At 66.6% G+C, this 14,739-nt stretch carries 12 protein-coding genes; 3 read left to right on the forward strand and 9 right to left on the reverse strand.

Annotated features, from left to right (window positions below; all coding sequences use genetic code 11):
* Nucleotides 1-30: 30 nt before the first annotated feature.
* Nucleotides 31-333, reverse strand: coding sequence for a hypothetical protein (locus tag KW835_RS03815; protein WP_255593219.1), 303 nt, complete (start codon nucleotides 331-333; stop codon nucleotides 31-33).
* A 155-nt stretch (nucleotides 334-488) separates the two neighbouring features.
* Here KW835_RS03815 and KW835_RS03820 point away from each other — a divergent pair, with 155 nt between their 5' ends.
* From KW835_RS03820 to KW835_RS03830, 3 genes are all read left to right on the forward strand, one after another.
* Nucleotides 489-1,694 (forward strand): acetyl-CoA C-acetyltransferase, encoded by a 1,206-nt coding sequence (locus KW835_RS03820; protein ID WP_218380929.1) that lies wholly within the window; start codon nucleotides 489-491, stop codon nucleotides 1,692-1,694.
* Nucleotides 1,695-1,717: 23 nt separating this feature from the next.
* The gene (locus tag KW835_RS03825) at nucleotides 1,718-3,889 is read left to right on the forward strand and encodes a 3-hydroxyacyl-CoA dehydrogenase NAD-binding domain-containing protein (protein WP_218380930.1); all 2,172 of its coding nucleotides are present in this window, start codon (nucleotides 1,718-1,720) and stop codon (nucleotides 3,887-3,889) included.
* A 97-nt stretch (nucleotides 3,890-3,986) separates the two neighbouring features.
* Nucleotides 3,987-4,739 (forward strand): hypothetical protein, encoded by a 753-nt coding sequence (locus KW835_RS03830; protein ID WP_218380931.1) that lies wholly within the window; start codon nucleotides 3,987-3,989, stop codon nucleotides 4,737-4,739.
* 153 nt (nucleotides 4,740-4,892) lie between these two features.
* On the opposite strand, the gene KW835_RS03835 is transcribed toward KW835_RS03830, so the two are convergent.
* Genes KW835_RS03835 through KW835_RS03870 form a run of 8 tightly spaced genes read right to left on the reverse strand, consistent with a single transcriptional unit; the run spans nucleotide 4,893 to nucleotide 14,736 of the window.
* Entirely contained in the window at nucleotides 4,893-5,789 is an 897-nt protein-coding gene (locus tag KW835_RS03835; RefSeq protein ID WP_255593220.1) for a 3-keto-5-aminohexanoate cleavage protein, read from the reverse strand.
* Between the two features lie 18 nt (nucleotides 5,790-5,807).
* Nucleotides 5,808-6,980 (reverse strand): acyl-CoA dehydrogenase family protein, encoded by a 1,173-nt coding sequence (locus KW835_RS03840; RefSeq protein ID WP_218380933.1) that lies wholly within the window; start codon nucleotides 6,978-6,980, stop codon nucleotides 5,808-5,810.
* The gene (locus KW835_RS03845) at nucleotides 6,977-9,001 is read right to left on the reverse strand and encodes a biotin carboxylase N-terminal domain-containing protein (protein ID WP_218380934.1); all 2,025 of its coding nucleotides are present in this window, start codon (nucleotides 8,999-9,001) and stop codon (nucleotides 6,977-6,979) included. Before KW835_RS03845 ends, KW835_RS03840 begins: the two co-directional genes overlap by 4 nt.
* Nucleotides 8,998-9,807, reverse strand: coding sequence for an enoyl-CoA hydratase/isomerase family protein (locus KW835_RS03850; RefSeq protein ID WP_218380935.1), 810 nt, complete (start codon nucleotides 9,805-9,807; stop codon nucleotides 8,998-9,000). Before KW835_RS03850 ends, KW835_RS03845 begins: the two co-directional genes overlap by 4 nt.
* A 1-nt stretch (nucleotide 9,808) precedes the next feature.
* Entirely contained in the window at nucleotides 9,809-10,987 is a 1,179-nt protein-coding gene (locus KW835_RS03855) for an acyl-CoA dehydrogenase family protein (RefSeq protein ID WP_218380936.1), read from the reverse strand.
* A 46-nt stretch (nucleotides 10,988-11,033) separates the two neighbouring features.
* Nucleotides 11,034-12,164, reverse strand: a complete 1,131-nt coding sequence (locus tag KW835_RS03860; RefSeq protein WP_218380937.1) for a DNA alkylation repair protein — start codon at nucleotides 12,162-12,164, stop codon at nucleotides 11,034-11,036.
* A 32-nt stretch (nucleotides 12,165-12,196) separates the two neighbouring features.
* Nucleotides 12,197-13,810: an acyl-CoA carboxylase subunit beta gene (locus KW835_RS03865; RefSeq protein WP_218380938.1), complete on the reverse strand. Its 1,614-nt coding sequence runs from the start codon at nucleotides 13,808-13,810 to the stop codon at nucleotides 12,197-12,199.
* Nucleotides 13,807-14,736 carry an SDR family oxidoreductase gene (locus tag KW835_RS03870; protein ID WP_218380939.1) on the reverse strand — a complete coding sequence of 310 codons (930 nt, stop codon included), beginning with the start codon at nucleotides 14,734-14,736 and terminating at the stop codon, nucleotides 13,807-13,809. The genes KW835_RS03865 and KW835_RS03870 overlap by 4 nt, the downstream gene beginning before the upstream one ends.
* Nucleotides 14,737-14,739: the final 3 nt, after the last annotated feature.

The following is a 14,739-nucleotide window of genomic DNA, read 5'->3' on the forward strand; positions in this document are numbered from 1 at the left end:
CAGATGGGGATCCGTGCGCATCGAACGCCCTCACAGATACCAGGCGGCGCGGGCTTCCTCGGGGCTCAGCGGCGCACCGGGGCGGCGGTCGGTGACGCTCAACCAGGAACGCACGCCCTGGCTGCCACTGAGCGCGCGCATCAGCAGCAGCCCCGCCCCGATGCCCCGGATGGCCGCCGCGCTGCGCGACGGCGCCATGAATGCTGCCACCGCCAGCGCGCTGGAGGCGGCCAGCACCACATGGTGTTCCAGTGCGAACCCGTCGCGCGTGTCGTCGTACTCGATGGCGCCGCGAACCAAACGCTGCACGGCAGAGGATGTATTTGTCTTCATAGCCAGAAATTTAGATAGCGACTGCAGAAAGATAGTGCAAAAACGAGTGCGCCCACGTCAGAAAGTGTGCCGTCGTGGCGCGAGCCACCTGTGCCAACACCAGGGTCCCAGCACCGGCCCTGCCTTGTTTTGAAGACCACCGGAGACCCATCATCATGACCGAAGCCTATGTATTCGATGCGCTGCGCACCCCGCGCGGCAAGGGAAAGAAGGACGGAACCCTGCACGAGGTCAAGCCCATCGACCTGCTCACGGGCCTGCTCACCGAGTTGCAGGCGCGCCACCGCTTCGACACGGCGGCGGTGGACGATGTGGTCATGGGCATCGTCTCGCCCGTGGGCGAGCAAGGCTCGGTTTTACCGAAGGTGGCCGCGCTCAAGGCCGGGTGGGACTTTCGCTGTGCGGGCGTGCAGGTCAACCGCTTTTGCGCATCCGGTCTCGAAGCCGTCAACCTGGCCGCGCAAAAGGTGAGGAGCGGCTGGGAGGACCTGGTCGTGGCAGGCGGCGTGGAAAGCATGAGCCGCGTGCCCATCGGCTCCGACGGCGGCGCCTGGGCGCAAGACCCCGCCACCAATTCGGAAACGCTGTTCGTGCCCCAGGGTATCGGTGCCGACCTGATCGCCACGCTGGACGGCTACAGCCGCGCCGATGTGGACGCCTTCGCGCTCGAATCCCAGCGCCGCGCCACCGCTGCGCGCGCGGCGGGCTACTTCAAGAAGTCTGTCGTACCGGTGCGCGACTTCATCGGCCAGACCATCCTGGCCGAGGACGAGTTCATCAAGCCCAAGACAACCCTCGAAGGCCTGGGCGCGCTCAAGCCCTCGTTCGAGCAACTGGGCGGCATGGGCTTTGACGCCGTGGCGCTGCATCGCTACCCGCAGGTGGAGCGCATCCACCACGTGCACCACGCGGGCAACTCGTCGGGCATCGTGGACGGCGCCGCCGCCGTGCTGATCGGCAACGAGGCCGCCGCCAAGGCCCACGGCCTGACGCCCCGCGCACGCATCGTGGCCACGGCGCTCAGCGGCGCCGACCCCACCATCATGCTCACCGGCCCCGTGCCGGCCGCCAAAAAGGCGCTGGCCCGTGCCGGCATGGCCATCGACCAGATCGACTTGTTCGAAGTGAACGAGGCCTTCGCCGCCGTGCCCATGCGCTTCATGCGCGAGCTGGGCGTGCCCCACGATAAGGTCAACGTGAACGGCGGCGCCATCGCCATGGGCCACCCGCTGGGGGCGACGGGCGCCATGATCCTCGGCACCCTGATTGACGAGCTGCACCGCCGGGGCCAGCGCTATGGCCTGGCCACGCTGTGCGTGGGCGGCGGCATGGGCATTGCCACCATCGTCGAGCGAATCTGATTGACTGGGAAGGAGACAACGACATGCAAACCATCCGCTACGAACTCATCCCCGCCCAGGGCACCGAAGGCCAGGTCGCCGTCATCACGTTTGACGAAGCCAACTCCCCCGTCAACACCATGTGCCGCCAGTGGCAGCAAGAGCTGGGCGAGGTCACCGCCCAGGTGGTGGCAGACCGGGAGCGCCTGGGCGCCGCGCTCAAAGGCATCGTGCTCGCATCCGCCAAGACCAGCTTCTTTGCGGGCGCCGACCTCAAGGCCACCATGCGCCTCACGCCCGCCGATGCGCCCAGCGCGTTTGGTGAGATCGAGCGCATGAAAGCGCACTTCCGCACGCTCGAAACCCTGGGCATCCCCGTGGTGGCCTGTCTGAATGGCGCCGCACTGGGCGGCGGCTGGGAAGTCGCCCTGGTGGCCCACTACCGCATCGCCGTGGCCGACCCCAAGATCCAGTTCGGCTTGCCCGAAGTCACCCTGGGCCTGATGCCCGGCGCCACCGGCGTGACCAAGATGACGCGCCTGCTGGGCCTGATGGGCGCACAGCCCTACGTGCTGGAAGGCAAGCTCTTCAACCCCGCCGAGGCGCTGGATCTGCAGCTGGTGCACGAGCTGGTCGCCACGCGCGAACAGTTGCTGCCCGCAGCCCTCTCCCACATCGCCACCCACCCGCACGCCGTGCAGCCGTGGGACGACAAGAACTACAAAATGCCCGGCGGCACACCCGCCAACCCCAAGATTGCTGGCGCCCTCACCGTGGCGCCCGCCATGCTCAAGAAGACCACGCGTGGCCGCTACCCCGCGCCCGAGGCCGCGCTGGCCGCCATGGTCGAAGGGGCGATGGTGGACTACGACACCGCCCTGCGCATCGAAAGCCGCTACCTCGCCCGCCTGATGACCGGCCCCGTGGCGCGCAACATGATCAACACGTTCTTCTTCGACATGAACGCGATCAAGAGCGGTAAGTCGCGCCCCGGCTCGGCCCCACGCTACAAGCCACAAAAGGTCGGCATCCTGGGCGCCGGCATGATGGGCGCGGGTATCGCCTGGGCCCAAGCCAGCAAAGGCATCGCCACCGTGCTCAAGGACGTGAGCGCGGAAAAGGCCGAGTCCGGCAAGGCCTACAGCACCAAGCTCACCCAGGCCCGCGTGGACAAGGGCCGCATGACGCCCGAGGCGCAGCAGGCGCTGCTCTCTCGCATCACGCCCACCGCCAGCGCGGCCGACCTGGCGGGCTGCGACCTCATCATCGAAGCCGTGTTCGAAAGCCGCGACCTCAAGGCCCAGGTCACGCAGGAGGCCGAGCCGCAACTGGCACCTGGCGGTTTCTTTGCCAGCAACACCTCCACCCTGCCCATCAGTGGCCTGGCCACGGCCAGCAGCCGGCCCGAGAAGTTTGTCGGCATCCACTTCTTCAGCCCCGTGGACAAGATGAAGCTGGTGGAGATCATCCGGGGCAAGCAGACCGATGACGAAACCGTGGCACGCGCGTTCGACTACGTGCAGGCCCTGGGCAAGGTGCCCATCGTGGTCAACGACGCGCGCGGCTTCTACACCAGCCGCACCTTCGGCACCTTTGTGATGGAAGGCGCCGCCATGCTGGGCGAAGGCATCCCCGCCGCTGCGATTGAAAACGCCGCCATGCAGGCCGGCCTGCCCGTGGGCCCGCTGGCCGTGCTGGATGAAACCGCGCTGACCCTGAGCGTGCACGTGCTGGACCAGACCCGCGCCGACTACGCGGCCGAAGGCAAAACCTACACCGCCACACCCGGCGAGCTGCTGGTGGAGCGTATGGTCAAGGAACTGAAGCGCCCCGGTCGCGCCGGTGGCGGCGGCTTTTACGACTACCCCGCAGGCGCCAAGAAGCACCTGTGGCCGGAGCTGAAAACGCTGTTCGAAAAGCCTGGCGTGGAATGGAGCGTGCAGGAGATCCAGGACCGTTTGCTCTACCGCCAGGCCGTCGAGACCGCGCGCTGCCTGGCCGAGGGCGTGTTGACCAGTGTGCATGACGCGAACATCGGGTCGATTTTTGGGATTGGGTTTCCGGCGTGGACGGGGGGGGCGATGCAGTTTATTTATGGGATGGGTGTTGAGGCGTTCTTGCAGCAGGCGGATGAACTACTGGCGAAACATGGGGAGGGATTCAAAGTCAACTCGCCCATGCTTGAAGTACTGCGTCAGCATCAACCAAACTACTAGCAACTGTCGGCATGGGCAGGCGAGAAGAAATAGACAGCGAACATGGCCGCAAAAGCGCTTACAACTGCAGCTGTTCAAACTGAATCATCAAACCGATATGCGAAGACCTGCAGGAAGAGAAACGTGGCATCGATTGCTCGAATGGGATCGTGGGCAAACCGACTCCGAACGGCTAGTCGCGCGAATTTTGGCCACAGAAGGATATGAAGCAATCGATCCATCGCACCCACTTGGAGGACGTGATGGTGGAAAAGACATCATTTGCAAACGCGACGGCGAATCTTGGGTCGTTGGGATCTACTTCCCGAGGGGCAAGAAGGACTTCTCGGAAATCTATGAGAAGTTTAAAAGTGACTTCGCAAAAACTGAGGCATCCGGTTCTGCTGGGTTCGCGTTCTTCACCAATCAGGAACTGACACTATCTGAACGAGCAAAGCTGGAGGATAAAGCGGCGAATCGTTGGGTGGACATTTACCACCTTGAACGGATTGCCTCCTGCCTGGATTCGCCGAATGGCTATGGCTTGAGACTCGAATTCCTTCAGATTGAGATGACAAGGGAAGAGCAAGTTAGCTTCATAAATAGTCGTGATCAGTTACTCAGCGAGATTCATGCTGCAGTCCTCCGAAAACCTGAGGCAAAGACCGGAACGAGCATCAAGACCGTCCACGTGCAGCAAACCGATTTTCTGGGCGCGCTGTCGTCAATCAGCGGGACAAAGCTTGTCGAATGCAAAAAATGCGAAGAAATTTTTCGCGCGACAAGGAATCTCTTTGCAGGGTTCGCGGACCCAGACTCCCTTGCTGTTGTGACTTGTCCAAGTTGTGGCCACACACAACGTTTCAAATGATGCGAGATAAGGCCATTTACCGACCCGGTTCGTACACGACGAGGAGATTCAAACCACCAGGATGACGAGCGCACTGTTTTATCTCTTGCAAATTGATCATCGGGCGATCAATTTGCAAGGATGGAGATTCAGTGACCGAGCGTCCCGCATTAGTTACGCCACGTCAGCAGCCTTCAACCCCAACATCCCCCGCGCCTCCTGCGGCGACGCCACCTCCCGCCCCGCATTCCTTGCATACCGTGTCAACTGCTCAATCAACGGCCCGTTCGAATCCGCCTTGGTCCCATCCGGCAGATAGAACGTGTCCTCCAGCCCCGTGCGCAGGTGCCCACCCAGCTCGGCCACGCGCTGGTGCACGGGCCAGATCTCGCTGCGGCCGATGACGGTGGCTTGCCAGGGGGCGTCCTTGATCTTGAGCTTGAGCAAAATGGGCAGCAGGTCCGGGTCCGCAGGCATGCCGGACTCAACGCCCATCACAAAGTTGTATTCGGGCAGGCGCTCGGTGTACATGCCGGTCTGCACATACATCTCCACGCAGCGCACGATGCCCACGTCAAAGCATTCAAACTCGGGCAGCGTGCCGGTCTCCAGCATCACGTCGATAAAGTCCTTGACCTTGGCGGGCTGGTTGTCGAACAGCATGGGCGGCCAGGCCCAGGTGCCGTTGCTGCGCACCTTCAGGTAGTTGAGCGAGCCGGCGTTGCATGCGGCCATCTCGGGGCGGGTGGCGCGCAGGCAGTCGAGCGGGCCTTGGTAATTGGGGCCGACCACGCCGGTGGTCTGGTTGATGATCAAACCCGGGCAGGCCTCGCGCATGGCTTGCACGCAGTCGCGCGCCACCTGCGGGTCCCAGCTGGGCAGGTGGCCTTTGCCGGGCTCCTGGTTGCGAAAGTGCACGTGGACCACGGCGGCGCCTGCGTCGTAGGCGCGGCGGGCTTCTTTGGCCAGTTGCTCGGGCGTGACGGGCACGTGGTGCTGGCCGGGGTCCGTCAGCACGCCGGTGATGGAGCAGGTGATGATGGCTTTGTTGCTGTGGTCGGTGCTGTGCATGGGGCCTGTCTCCTTCATTCAAATGCCGAGCTGTTTCGCAGCAAGGTCTTTCATGATTTCTTCCGCACCGCCGCCGATCATCATGACCTTGACCTCGCGGTAGATGCGCTCGCTGACGGCGCCGCGCATGAAGCCCATGCCGCCCAGGATCTGCACGGCCTGGTCGGCACAGAACTGCATGGTTTGGGTGGCGTGGTTCTTCAACATGCACACCTGCGCGACCCAATCGGGGCCGGTGCGCCCCGCGTCGGCCTGCGCGGCCACGGACTCGCACCACGCGGCGGTGGACTGGATGCGCATCTGCATGTCCACCAGCTTGTGGCGGATGACCTGGTGCTCCACCAGCGCGGCGCCAAAGGTCTTGCGCTGGCGGGCCCAGGCCAGGGCCTCGTCGTAGCAGGCCTCGGCAAAGCCCAGGGCCGATGCGGCCAGGCCAAAGCGCTCACCGTTGAAGTTGGCCATGATGATGCGAAAGCCCGCGCCCTCTTCGCCAAGCAGGTAGCGGGCGGGCACGCGCACGTTGTCAAAGCGCAGATGGGCGGTGTCGGAGCACAGCCAGCCCATCTTGTCGAGCTTGCTGCGCGACAGGCCTGCACTGTGGCCGGGGATGAGCAGCATGGAGATGCCGCCAGAGCCCTTGCTGCCGGCATCACCGGTGCGGACGGCCACGGTAATCCAGTCCGCGCGCATGCCGGAAGTGATGAACACCTTTTCGCCGTTGACGATGTAGTCATCACCCTCGCGCCGCGCTGTGGTCTTGAGTTGGGCCACGTCGGACCCGCCACCGGGTTCGGTGATCGCCAGTGCGGCAATCTGCTCGCCCGCCAGCACCGGTGGAATGACCTCGGCACGCACAGCATCGCTGCCATGCGCCAGCACGGGCGGCAAACCGATGTTGTGCGACAGCAGGCTGGCCAGCACACCGCCGCTGGCACCGTGGCGACTGAGCGCGCGCCACAGCGGCAGGCGCAAGGCGTAGCTGGCAGGCGTGCCGCCGTACTGCTCTGGGTAGCCCAGGCCCAGCAGGCCCAGGTCGGCCGCGCGGCGGTACAGGCTGCGGGGGAATTCACCGGCAGCGTCCCACGCGTCCACATGCGGGGCGATCTCGGTGCGGGCAAAGCGGGTGACGGTGTCGGTGAGGGCGGTGCGGTCTTCGTCGCTCACAGGGGCGGCATCGGATGAGGCGGTCATGCGGGCGCTCCTTGCGTGGCAGGTGCAAAGCGGGCCAGCACCTGGCCGGGCGACACCTGCTGGCCGGGGGCCACCAGCAGCTCGGCCACGGTGGCGGCTGCGGGGCTGGACAGGCTGTGTTCGAGCTTCATGGATTCGATGACTACCACCGTGTCGCCCGCCGCCAGCGCCTCGCCTACAGCCACGGGCAGCGCGACGACCTTGCCGTTGAAGGGCGCGCGCAGCTCGGTGGCGCCACCAGCGGCGCCCGCGCGGGCTGCCGGCTCCCACGATGCGTCCTCCACCCAGCCATCCACACCGCCCGACTGCCAGTGCCAGCGCAACGGTCCCACAGCCGCGTAATGCACGCCATGCTGGGACAGTTGCAGCGTGAAGTCGGTGGGCTCAGCCCCGCTCTGCTCTACCTGCAGCCGCCCACCGCCCAGCTCGCGCACGGCTACGGCATGTACCTGGCCCTGGTGGCGCAGGCGCATCGGGCGGGCGAGCGCACAGGGCAATTCAGACGACATTTTTGAAGCAAAAATGGCCTCTACCGCGCAGTGAATAAGCGCTTTCAGCTCCTTTTTTAATAGTGAATCCTGCACATCTGCGGCGTGTTCAGCCAAGAACGGCACCAGCGCCTGCCCACTGGCAAACACCGGGTGCTGCAAGCAGGCAGCCAAAAACGCGCGGTTGGTCGGCAGGCCCAGCACGCGGGTGCCGTGCAGCGCACGCACCAGCACGGCAATGGCCTCGGCCCGGGTAGGCGCGTGCACGATGAGCTTGCCCAGCATGGCGTCGTAGTGAGGCGTGACCTCTGCCCCCTCTTCCAGCGCGTGGTCAAAGCGCAGTGCCCCCGGCGCGGCCCGCTCAAAGGCGGTAGCCGGTGGCGCGCTGAACTGCAGCACACGGCCGGTGTGGGGGCGAAAGTGTGCGTCTTCGGCACACAAGCGCACCTCGATGGCGTGGCCTTGCAGTTGCACCTGGTCTTGCGCGAGCGGCAGCGGCTCGCCCCGCGCCATGCGGATTTGCCACTCCACCAGGTCCAGCCCCGTGAGCGCTTCGGTCACCGGGTGCTCCACCTGCAGGCGGGTGTTCATCTCCATCAAGAAGAATTGGGCCCCCACGCTCCCCGCTTCGCGTGGTTCGCTGCCCCCCGAGGGGGCCTTCGCGCCTTGGGGCGGCCCGGCGGCGCTCAAGTCACTGCCGTCGAGCAAGAACTCCACGGTTCCGGCACCCACATAGCCAGCGGCCTGGGCCAGCGCCACGGCGCAGGCGCCCATGCGTTCGCGCAGTGCGGCGTCCACGGCGGGGCTGGGGGATTCTTCGATGATCTTCTGGTGGCGGCGCTGCACCGAGCAATCACGCTCGCCCAGGTGGATGCATGCGCCGTGCGCGTCGGCAAAGATCTGCACCTCCACATGGCGCGGCTGCAGCAGTGCGCGTTCGATGAGCAGGTCGCCACAGCCAAAACCCGCCAGCGCCTCCGATCGCGCACTGGCCAGGGCAGCAGGCAACTGCGCCAGGTCGGTGACCAGGCGCATGCCGCGCCCTCCCCCACCCGCCACGGCCTTGACCATGAGGGGCGTGCCGATGCGGGCTACCTCCGCGGCAAAACGTTCGTCGCTCTGGTCGTCGCCCGAATAACCGGGCAGGCAGGGCACGCCATGCGCCTGGGCCAGCGCCTTGGCCCCAGCCTTGCTGCCCAGCGCGCGGATGGCAGCGGGCGGGGGGCCGATCCAGGTCAGGCCCGCATCGACCACGGCCTGGGCGAAGTCGGCGTTCTCGCTGAGGAAGCCATAGCCGGGGTGCACGGCATCTGCGCCGGTGGCACGGGCGGCGGCCAGCAGTTTGTCGGTGCGCAGGTAGGTGTCGGCGCTGGAGGCACCGCCCAAGGCCACGGCCTGAGTGGCTTCGCGTACGTGCAGAGCGTTGGCATCGGGGTCGGAATAGACCGCGACCGTTTCGATGCCCATGCGGCGGGCGGTGTGGATGATGCGGCGGGCGATCTCTGATCGGTTCGCTACAAGGATCTTTTTCATAGCTTCGCGCTCCACGGCGGTGCCTTGCGCGCGGCAAATGCCGCCAGCCCTTGCGGCGCCTCAGGCCCACGCAGCGCTTGCGCAAAAGCCAGGGCCGCGTCGTCCAGCAGCGCGGGCAACGGCGTTTCGGGCTGAGCCAGCAACAAACGTTTGGTGGCTGCCACAGCCTGCGGCGCTGCGGCAGCGTGGCGTGCAATGGCTGCCTGCAAAGCGGCATTCATGTCACCCTCCACCAGGTCATCGACCAGGCCCAAGTGCTGGGCGGTAGCGGCATCCCAGCGCACGCCTGTCAACAAACACCCCCGCGCTGCCGCTGGGCCCAGGCGCCGCACCACAAACGGTGCAATCTGCGCAGGCACGATGCCCAGCGTGACCTCAGGCGTGGCGAATTGCGCGCTGGTGTGGGCCAGCACGTGGTCGGCACAGCACACCAGACCAAAGCCACCGCCCATCGCGGCGCCCTCCACCGCCACGATGAACCACTGCGGCAGCGCACACAGGGCCTGCAGCAGCGTGCCAAAGCGGCGGTTCAGCGGCACCAACGGGTCAACCTCGCCCGCAGACAGGGGTTGGCCGATGGTCTTGGCAAAGCCGCCCAGGCTGCCGCCCGCGCAGAAGTGCCCGCCCGCACCGCGCAGCACCACGCCGCGCAGGCTGGCATCGGCCGCAGCGCGCTCGCACGCGGCCAGCAACCCGTCCACCATCGCTTCCGACAGCGCATTGCGGCTGGCAGGGTCGTTGAGCGTCCAGGTTTCCACGCTGCCGCTGGCCAGCGGCGCGCGTTCGATCAGCAGCGAATCCGCCATGTCAGTGCACGGGCCGCTTGGCAATGCCCATGAGCTTGGCGAGGATGCCCAGCATCACTTCGTCCGCACCGCCGCCGATGGACGCCAGCCGCCCGTCGCGGTACATGCGCGAGACCTTGTTCTCCAGCGTGAAGCCCATGCCGCCCCAGAACTGCAGGCAGGTGTCGGGCACCTCGCGGTTCAGGCGGCCGGCCTTCAGCTTGGCCATGCTGGCCAGCTCCAGCACGTCCTGCCCGTTCACATACAGGTCGCAAGCGCGGTAGGTGAGTGCGCGCAGCGCTTCCACCTCGGTCTTGAGCTCGGCCAGCTTGAACTGCACCCACTGCTGGTCGGCCAGCGTGCTGCCAAACAGTTTGCGCTCCTGCGCATAGTCGATGGTCCACTGGATGCAGTGGTTCAGCGATTCGAGCGTGCTGGCGGCGCACCACAGGCGCTCTTCCTGGAACTGCTGCATCTGGTAGATGAAGCCCTGGCCTTCGGCACCGATGCGGTAACGCTGCGGCACGCGCACCTCGTCAAAATAGATCAGGCCCGTGTCGCTGCTGTGCATGCCGATCTTGCGGATCTTTCGCGCCACCTCGACGCCCTTCGTCAGCTTCCCGCCCGGGCCATCGCGCAGGGGCACCATCACCAGGCTTTTGTTCTTGTGCACGGGGCCTTCGCCCGTGTTCACCAGCATGCACATCCAGTCGGCCTGCAGGCTGTTGGTGATCCACATCTTCTGGCCGGTGATCACGTAGTCGTCACCATCCTTGCGCGCCACGCTTTTGATGCCCGACACATCGCTGCCCGCCGCTGGCTCGCTCACGCCGATGCAGCCCACCATGTCGCCCGCGATGGCCGGCGCCAGAAACTGGCGCTTGAGTTCTTCGCTGCCATAGCGCGCCAGGGCCGGGGTGCACATGTCGGTCTGCACGCCGATGGCCATGGGCACGCCGCCGCAGTGGATGTGGCCCAACGTTTCAGCCATGGCCAGGCTGTACGAGTAGTCCAGCCCCGCGCCGCCGTATTCCTCGGGCTTGCACAGGCCCAGCAGACCCAGGTTGCCCATCTTCTTGAAGACCTCGTGCGCGGGAAAGATCTCGGCCGCCTCCCACTCGTCCACATGGGGGTTGATCTCTTCGTCGATGAAGCGCTTCAAGGTCTTCTGGATCTCGCGGTGTTCGTGCGTGAACTGCATGGTGTCTGTCTCCTGCCGTTGTGTTTGTGTCGCCTGCAAACCTCGATCACGAAAGCTGAAAGTGCCCGAGCGGCTGCGGGCGCCCGTTGAGCACCAGCTCTACCTGGTGCGCGCCGGGGTAGTGGGTGCGCGTGGTCATCTGCTGCAGCGACAGCGTCTTGCCCACCGCTACGGTGGCGCCGGGCGGTATGTCCAGCGTCTGCAGCTTGAACACCTTGGGCGCCGCGCCGCCATGGGCCTTGACGTAGTGCACCTTGAGGTCGGCCAGCACGCGCTGGGGCTGGGGTGTGGGGTTGTGCAGTTCGACCTCGATGCGCACCTTGTCGCCGATGCGGGCGCGGGCTGGCAGCACGCGGGCGGCCCGCACGTCCAGCGCCACGGCATGGCCCACGCCCAGGGCGTCGAGTGCGCCAGCGTCGCCACGTTTGATGAGAAAGCGCAGGCCATGGCGCACCAGGGCTTCGCGCGGGGCGGGTGCGCCCTGCAGCCAGGTGCGGGCAGTGACCACGGCCAGGTCGGGGTGGTCCTTGGCGATGTCGCCCAGGTGGTTGGCCACCGAGCGGCGCACGTAGGACGACGGATCATCCTTGAGCGCATCGAGCAGTGGCAGGGCCAGCTGCGGGTCATTCTGGAACGCGGGCAGGCGCGGCGCCCAGGGCAGGCGGGGCCGCGTGCCTTCGCTCACCAGGCGGCGCACGTGCGCGTTGCCGTCTTGCGCCCAGTCGCGCAGCCGCGCGAGCGTCGCCTGCTGGTGGTGCAGCAGATAGGGGCGGATGCAGAACTCGGAGGTAAAGCGCTGCGTGAGTGCGTGCTGCGCGGCCATGGCCGCGTCGAAATGCGGCAGGCCGTGTGTGCCGATGTAGATGCTGTGCGGCAGGTACAAAAAGGCGCTGTAAGGGCGGTCACCCGCATCGGGCTCACCGGCGGCATCGATGCCCATCGGCGGGTCCATCGAATCGACCAGCACGCCCAGAGCGCGCGGCACTTCCTGCGGCAGGTGTGCCTGCAGGGCCTGGGCAATGCGCTGGCCGCGTGCCATCAGCTCCAGCGATTCGTAGCCGGGCTCTACCTGCTGCAGAAACGCGGTGGTGTCGAACTTGCGCCACGCACGGCGCACCATGGCCGCGATGCGCGGTGGTACGGTGTCGTTGAGCAGGTATTTGAGAGGTTCGGCCATGGTGTGTGTCTGTGTGCTTGCGCCCTCGTCGCCTACATCCGTGCCACGCCAAAGCTCAGGGGCCGCAGCGTGCGGGCCTGTGCCTCGGCGCAGGTATCCAGGCAAAAGGCCAGCACGGCGCGCGTGTCGCGCGGGTCGATCACGCCGTCGTCCAGCAACAGGCCGCTGGTGTAGAACGCATCGGCCTGGGCCTCGAACATGGCGACGATCTTGTCGAACTGGGCTTGCGATTCGGCGGGGTCGGGCGTGATGCCTTTGCGCGCCAGCGCCGCCTCGGTCACGATCTGCATCGTGCGCGCCGCCTGCTCACCGCCCATCACGGCCGTCTTGGCGCCCGGCCAGCTGAACAGGAAGCGCGGCGCATAGCCCCGCCCGCACATGCCGTAGTTGCCAGCGCCGAAGCTGGCGCCGCACTGGATGGTGATCTGCGGCACGGTGGCGTTGGTCACGGCCTGGATCATCTTGCTGCCGTGCTTGATCATGCCGCCCTGCTCGCTGTCCTTGCCGACCATGTAGCCCGTGGTGTTCTGCAGGTAGATGATGGGGTGGCCCAGTTGGCACATCCACTGGATGAAGTGCGTGGCCTTGTTGGCGCCCGCCACGTCGATGGGGCCGTTGTTGCTGATGAAGCCCACGGCATGGCCACCGATGCGGCCCTGCGCACAGAGCGTGGCCATGCCGTAGCGGGCCTTGAACTCGAGCAGCTCAGACCCATCCACCAGCCGCGCCATCACCTCGCGCATGTCCACGGGCTGTCGCAGGTCTGCGGACATCAGGGCCAGCAGGTCGTCAGCCGGCAGTGTAGGCGCAGGTGCAGGATCGCGCGGCACCGCGGCCCAGCCGGTCTGCGCGATCACGTCGCGTGCCATGCCGATGGCCTCGCGGTCGTCCAGCGCCAGGTATTCGCCCAGGCCCGAGACGGCGGTGTGCATCTCGGCGCCGCCCAGTTCTTCTTCGGTCGCGACCTCGCCCGTGGCGGCCTTGAGCAACGGCGGCCCGGCCAGAAAAGCACGCGAGCGTCCCTGCACCATGATGACCACGTCCGACAGCCCGGGCATGTAGGCGCCGCCTGCCGTGCCCGAACCGTGCTGCACGGTGATGACCGGAATCCCTGCCGCCGACAGCCGCGCGAGGTTGCGGAACAAGGTGCCCCCGTGCACGAAGCCTTCGACCCGGTAGCGCATGAGGTTGGCGCCCGCACTCTCGACCAGGTGCACGAAGGGCAGGCGCTCGCGCAGGGCGATCTCCTGCACGCGGAGTATCTTTTCCAGCCCCATGGGCTGGATGGCCCCCGCCTCGATGCCGGAGTCGCTGGCCACCACCATGCAGCGCACACCGCTGACAAACCCGATACCGGCGATCATCCCGCCGCCGGGCACGGACTTATCGGGGTCCTTCACATCCTGCAGGTAGCCCGCCAGGGTGCACAGCGGCAGCCAGGGCGCGCCCGCGTCCAGCAGCAGTGCGACGCGCTGGCGCGGCAGCAGCTGGCCGCGCTTGTCGAACTGGGGCAGCGAGCGGGCCGATGCGGCCGCAGCGCGGTCTTCCAGAGCGCGCAGGGCATCTAGGCGCGCAGCCAGGGCAGCTCGGCGCTTTTGCGCATCGGGGGCGCCGGGGAGAAAGCGCGAAGCGAAGGCGGCGGTCATTCCTCGGACTCCTTGGATGCACCTCTCTGCGGAGCTGCGGACGCGGCAAACACACGCGGCACCTGAGCGCGGTGAAAGCCCGCGTAGGGTTTCACCGCAGCGCGCTGCTGCGTGGCGGCATCGGGCACGCGCAGCGGCCAGCCCAGGCGCACCTGCGGCCGCGCGCCGTCCACGCGCAGCGTGCTGCCGCTGATGAAGCTGGCGGCTGGGCTGAGCAAGAAGACGATGGCCGCCGACACCTCGGCCTCGTTGCCGAAGCGGCCCAGCGGCACGGTCTGGGGCATGGCGCGCAGCGTGTGCGCGGCGGCGGGCGGGTAGTTGTCCATGCCGCTCGATGCGATGTATCCCGGCGCCACGGCGTTCACGCGCACACCGCTGCAGGCCCATTCGAGCGCGGCGGTTTCGGTGAAGCTGACCATGCCCGCACGGGCCGCGCCGCTGTGGCCCATGCCCGGCATGGAGCCCCACATGTCGGCCACGATGTTGACTACTGAGCCGCCGTTCGACGCCATCCACTGCCGGTAGCACTCGCGCGCAACCAGGAAGCCGCCTGTGAGGTTGGTGTGCAGCACCGCCTCCCAGCCCTTGGCACTGATGGATTCGAGCGGCGACATGAACTGACCGCCTGCGTTGTTCACCAGGCCATCGATGCGCCCGTGCGCGGCCAGCACCTGCTGCACCAGCACCACCACCGCGTCTTCGGAGCGGATGTCGCAGGCGTGCCAGGACGCTGAGCCGCCATCCGCTGCGATCTCATCGGCAACGGCCTGCAGCTTCTCCTGCTTGCGGCCGACCAGCACTGCGTGCGCGCCCAGGCGCCCCAGCTCGTGCGCCGTACACCGGCCTATGCCCGAGCCGCCGCCCGTGACGATGACGACCTGGGCATCGAGCAGGCCAGGGGCAAAGATGGACTGATAGCGGTGCATGGC

Origin of the sequence: Acidovorax sp. sic0104 (genome assembly GCF_019219095.1) — a bacterium.
In the GTDB taxonomy this organism is placed as follows: Bacteria; Pseudomonadota; Gammaproteobacteria; order Burkholderiales; family Burkholderiaceae_C; genus Acidovorax.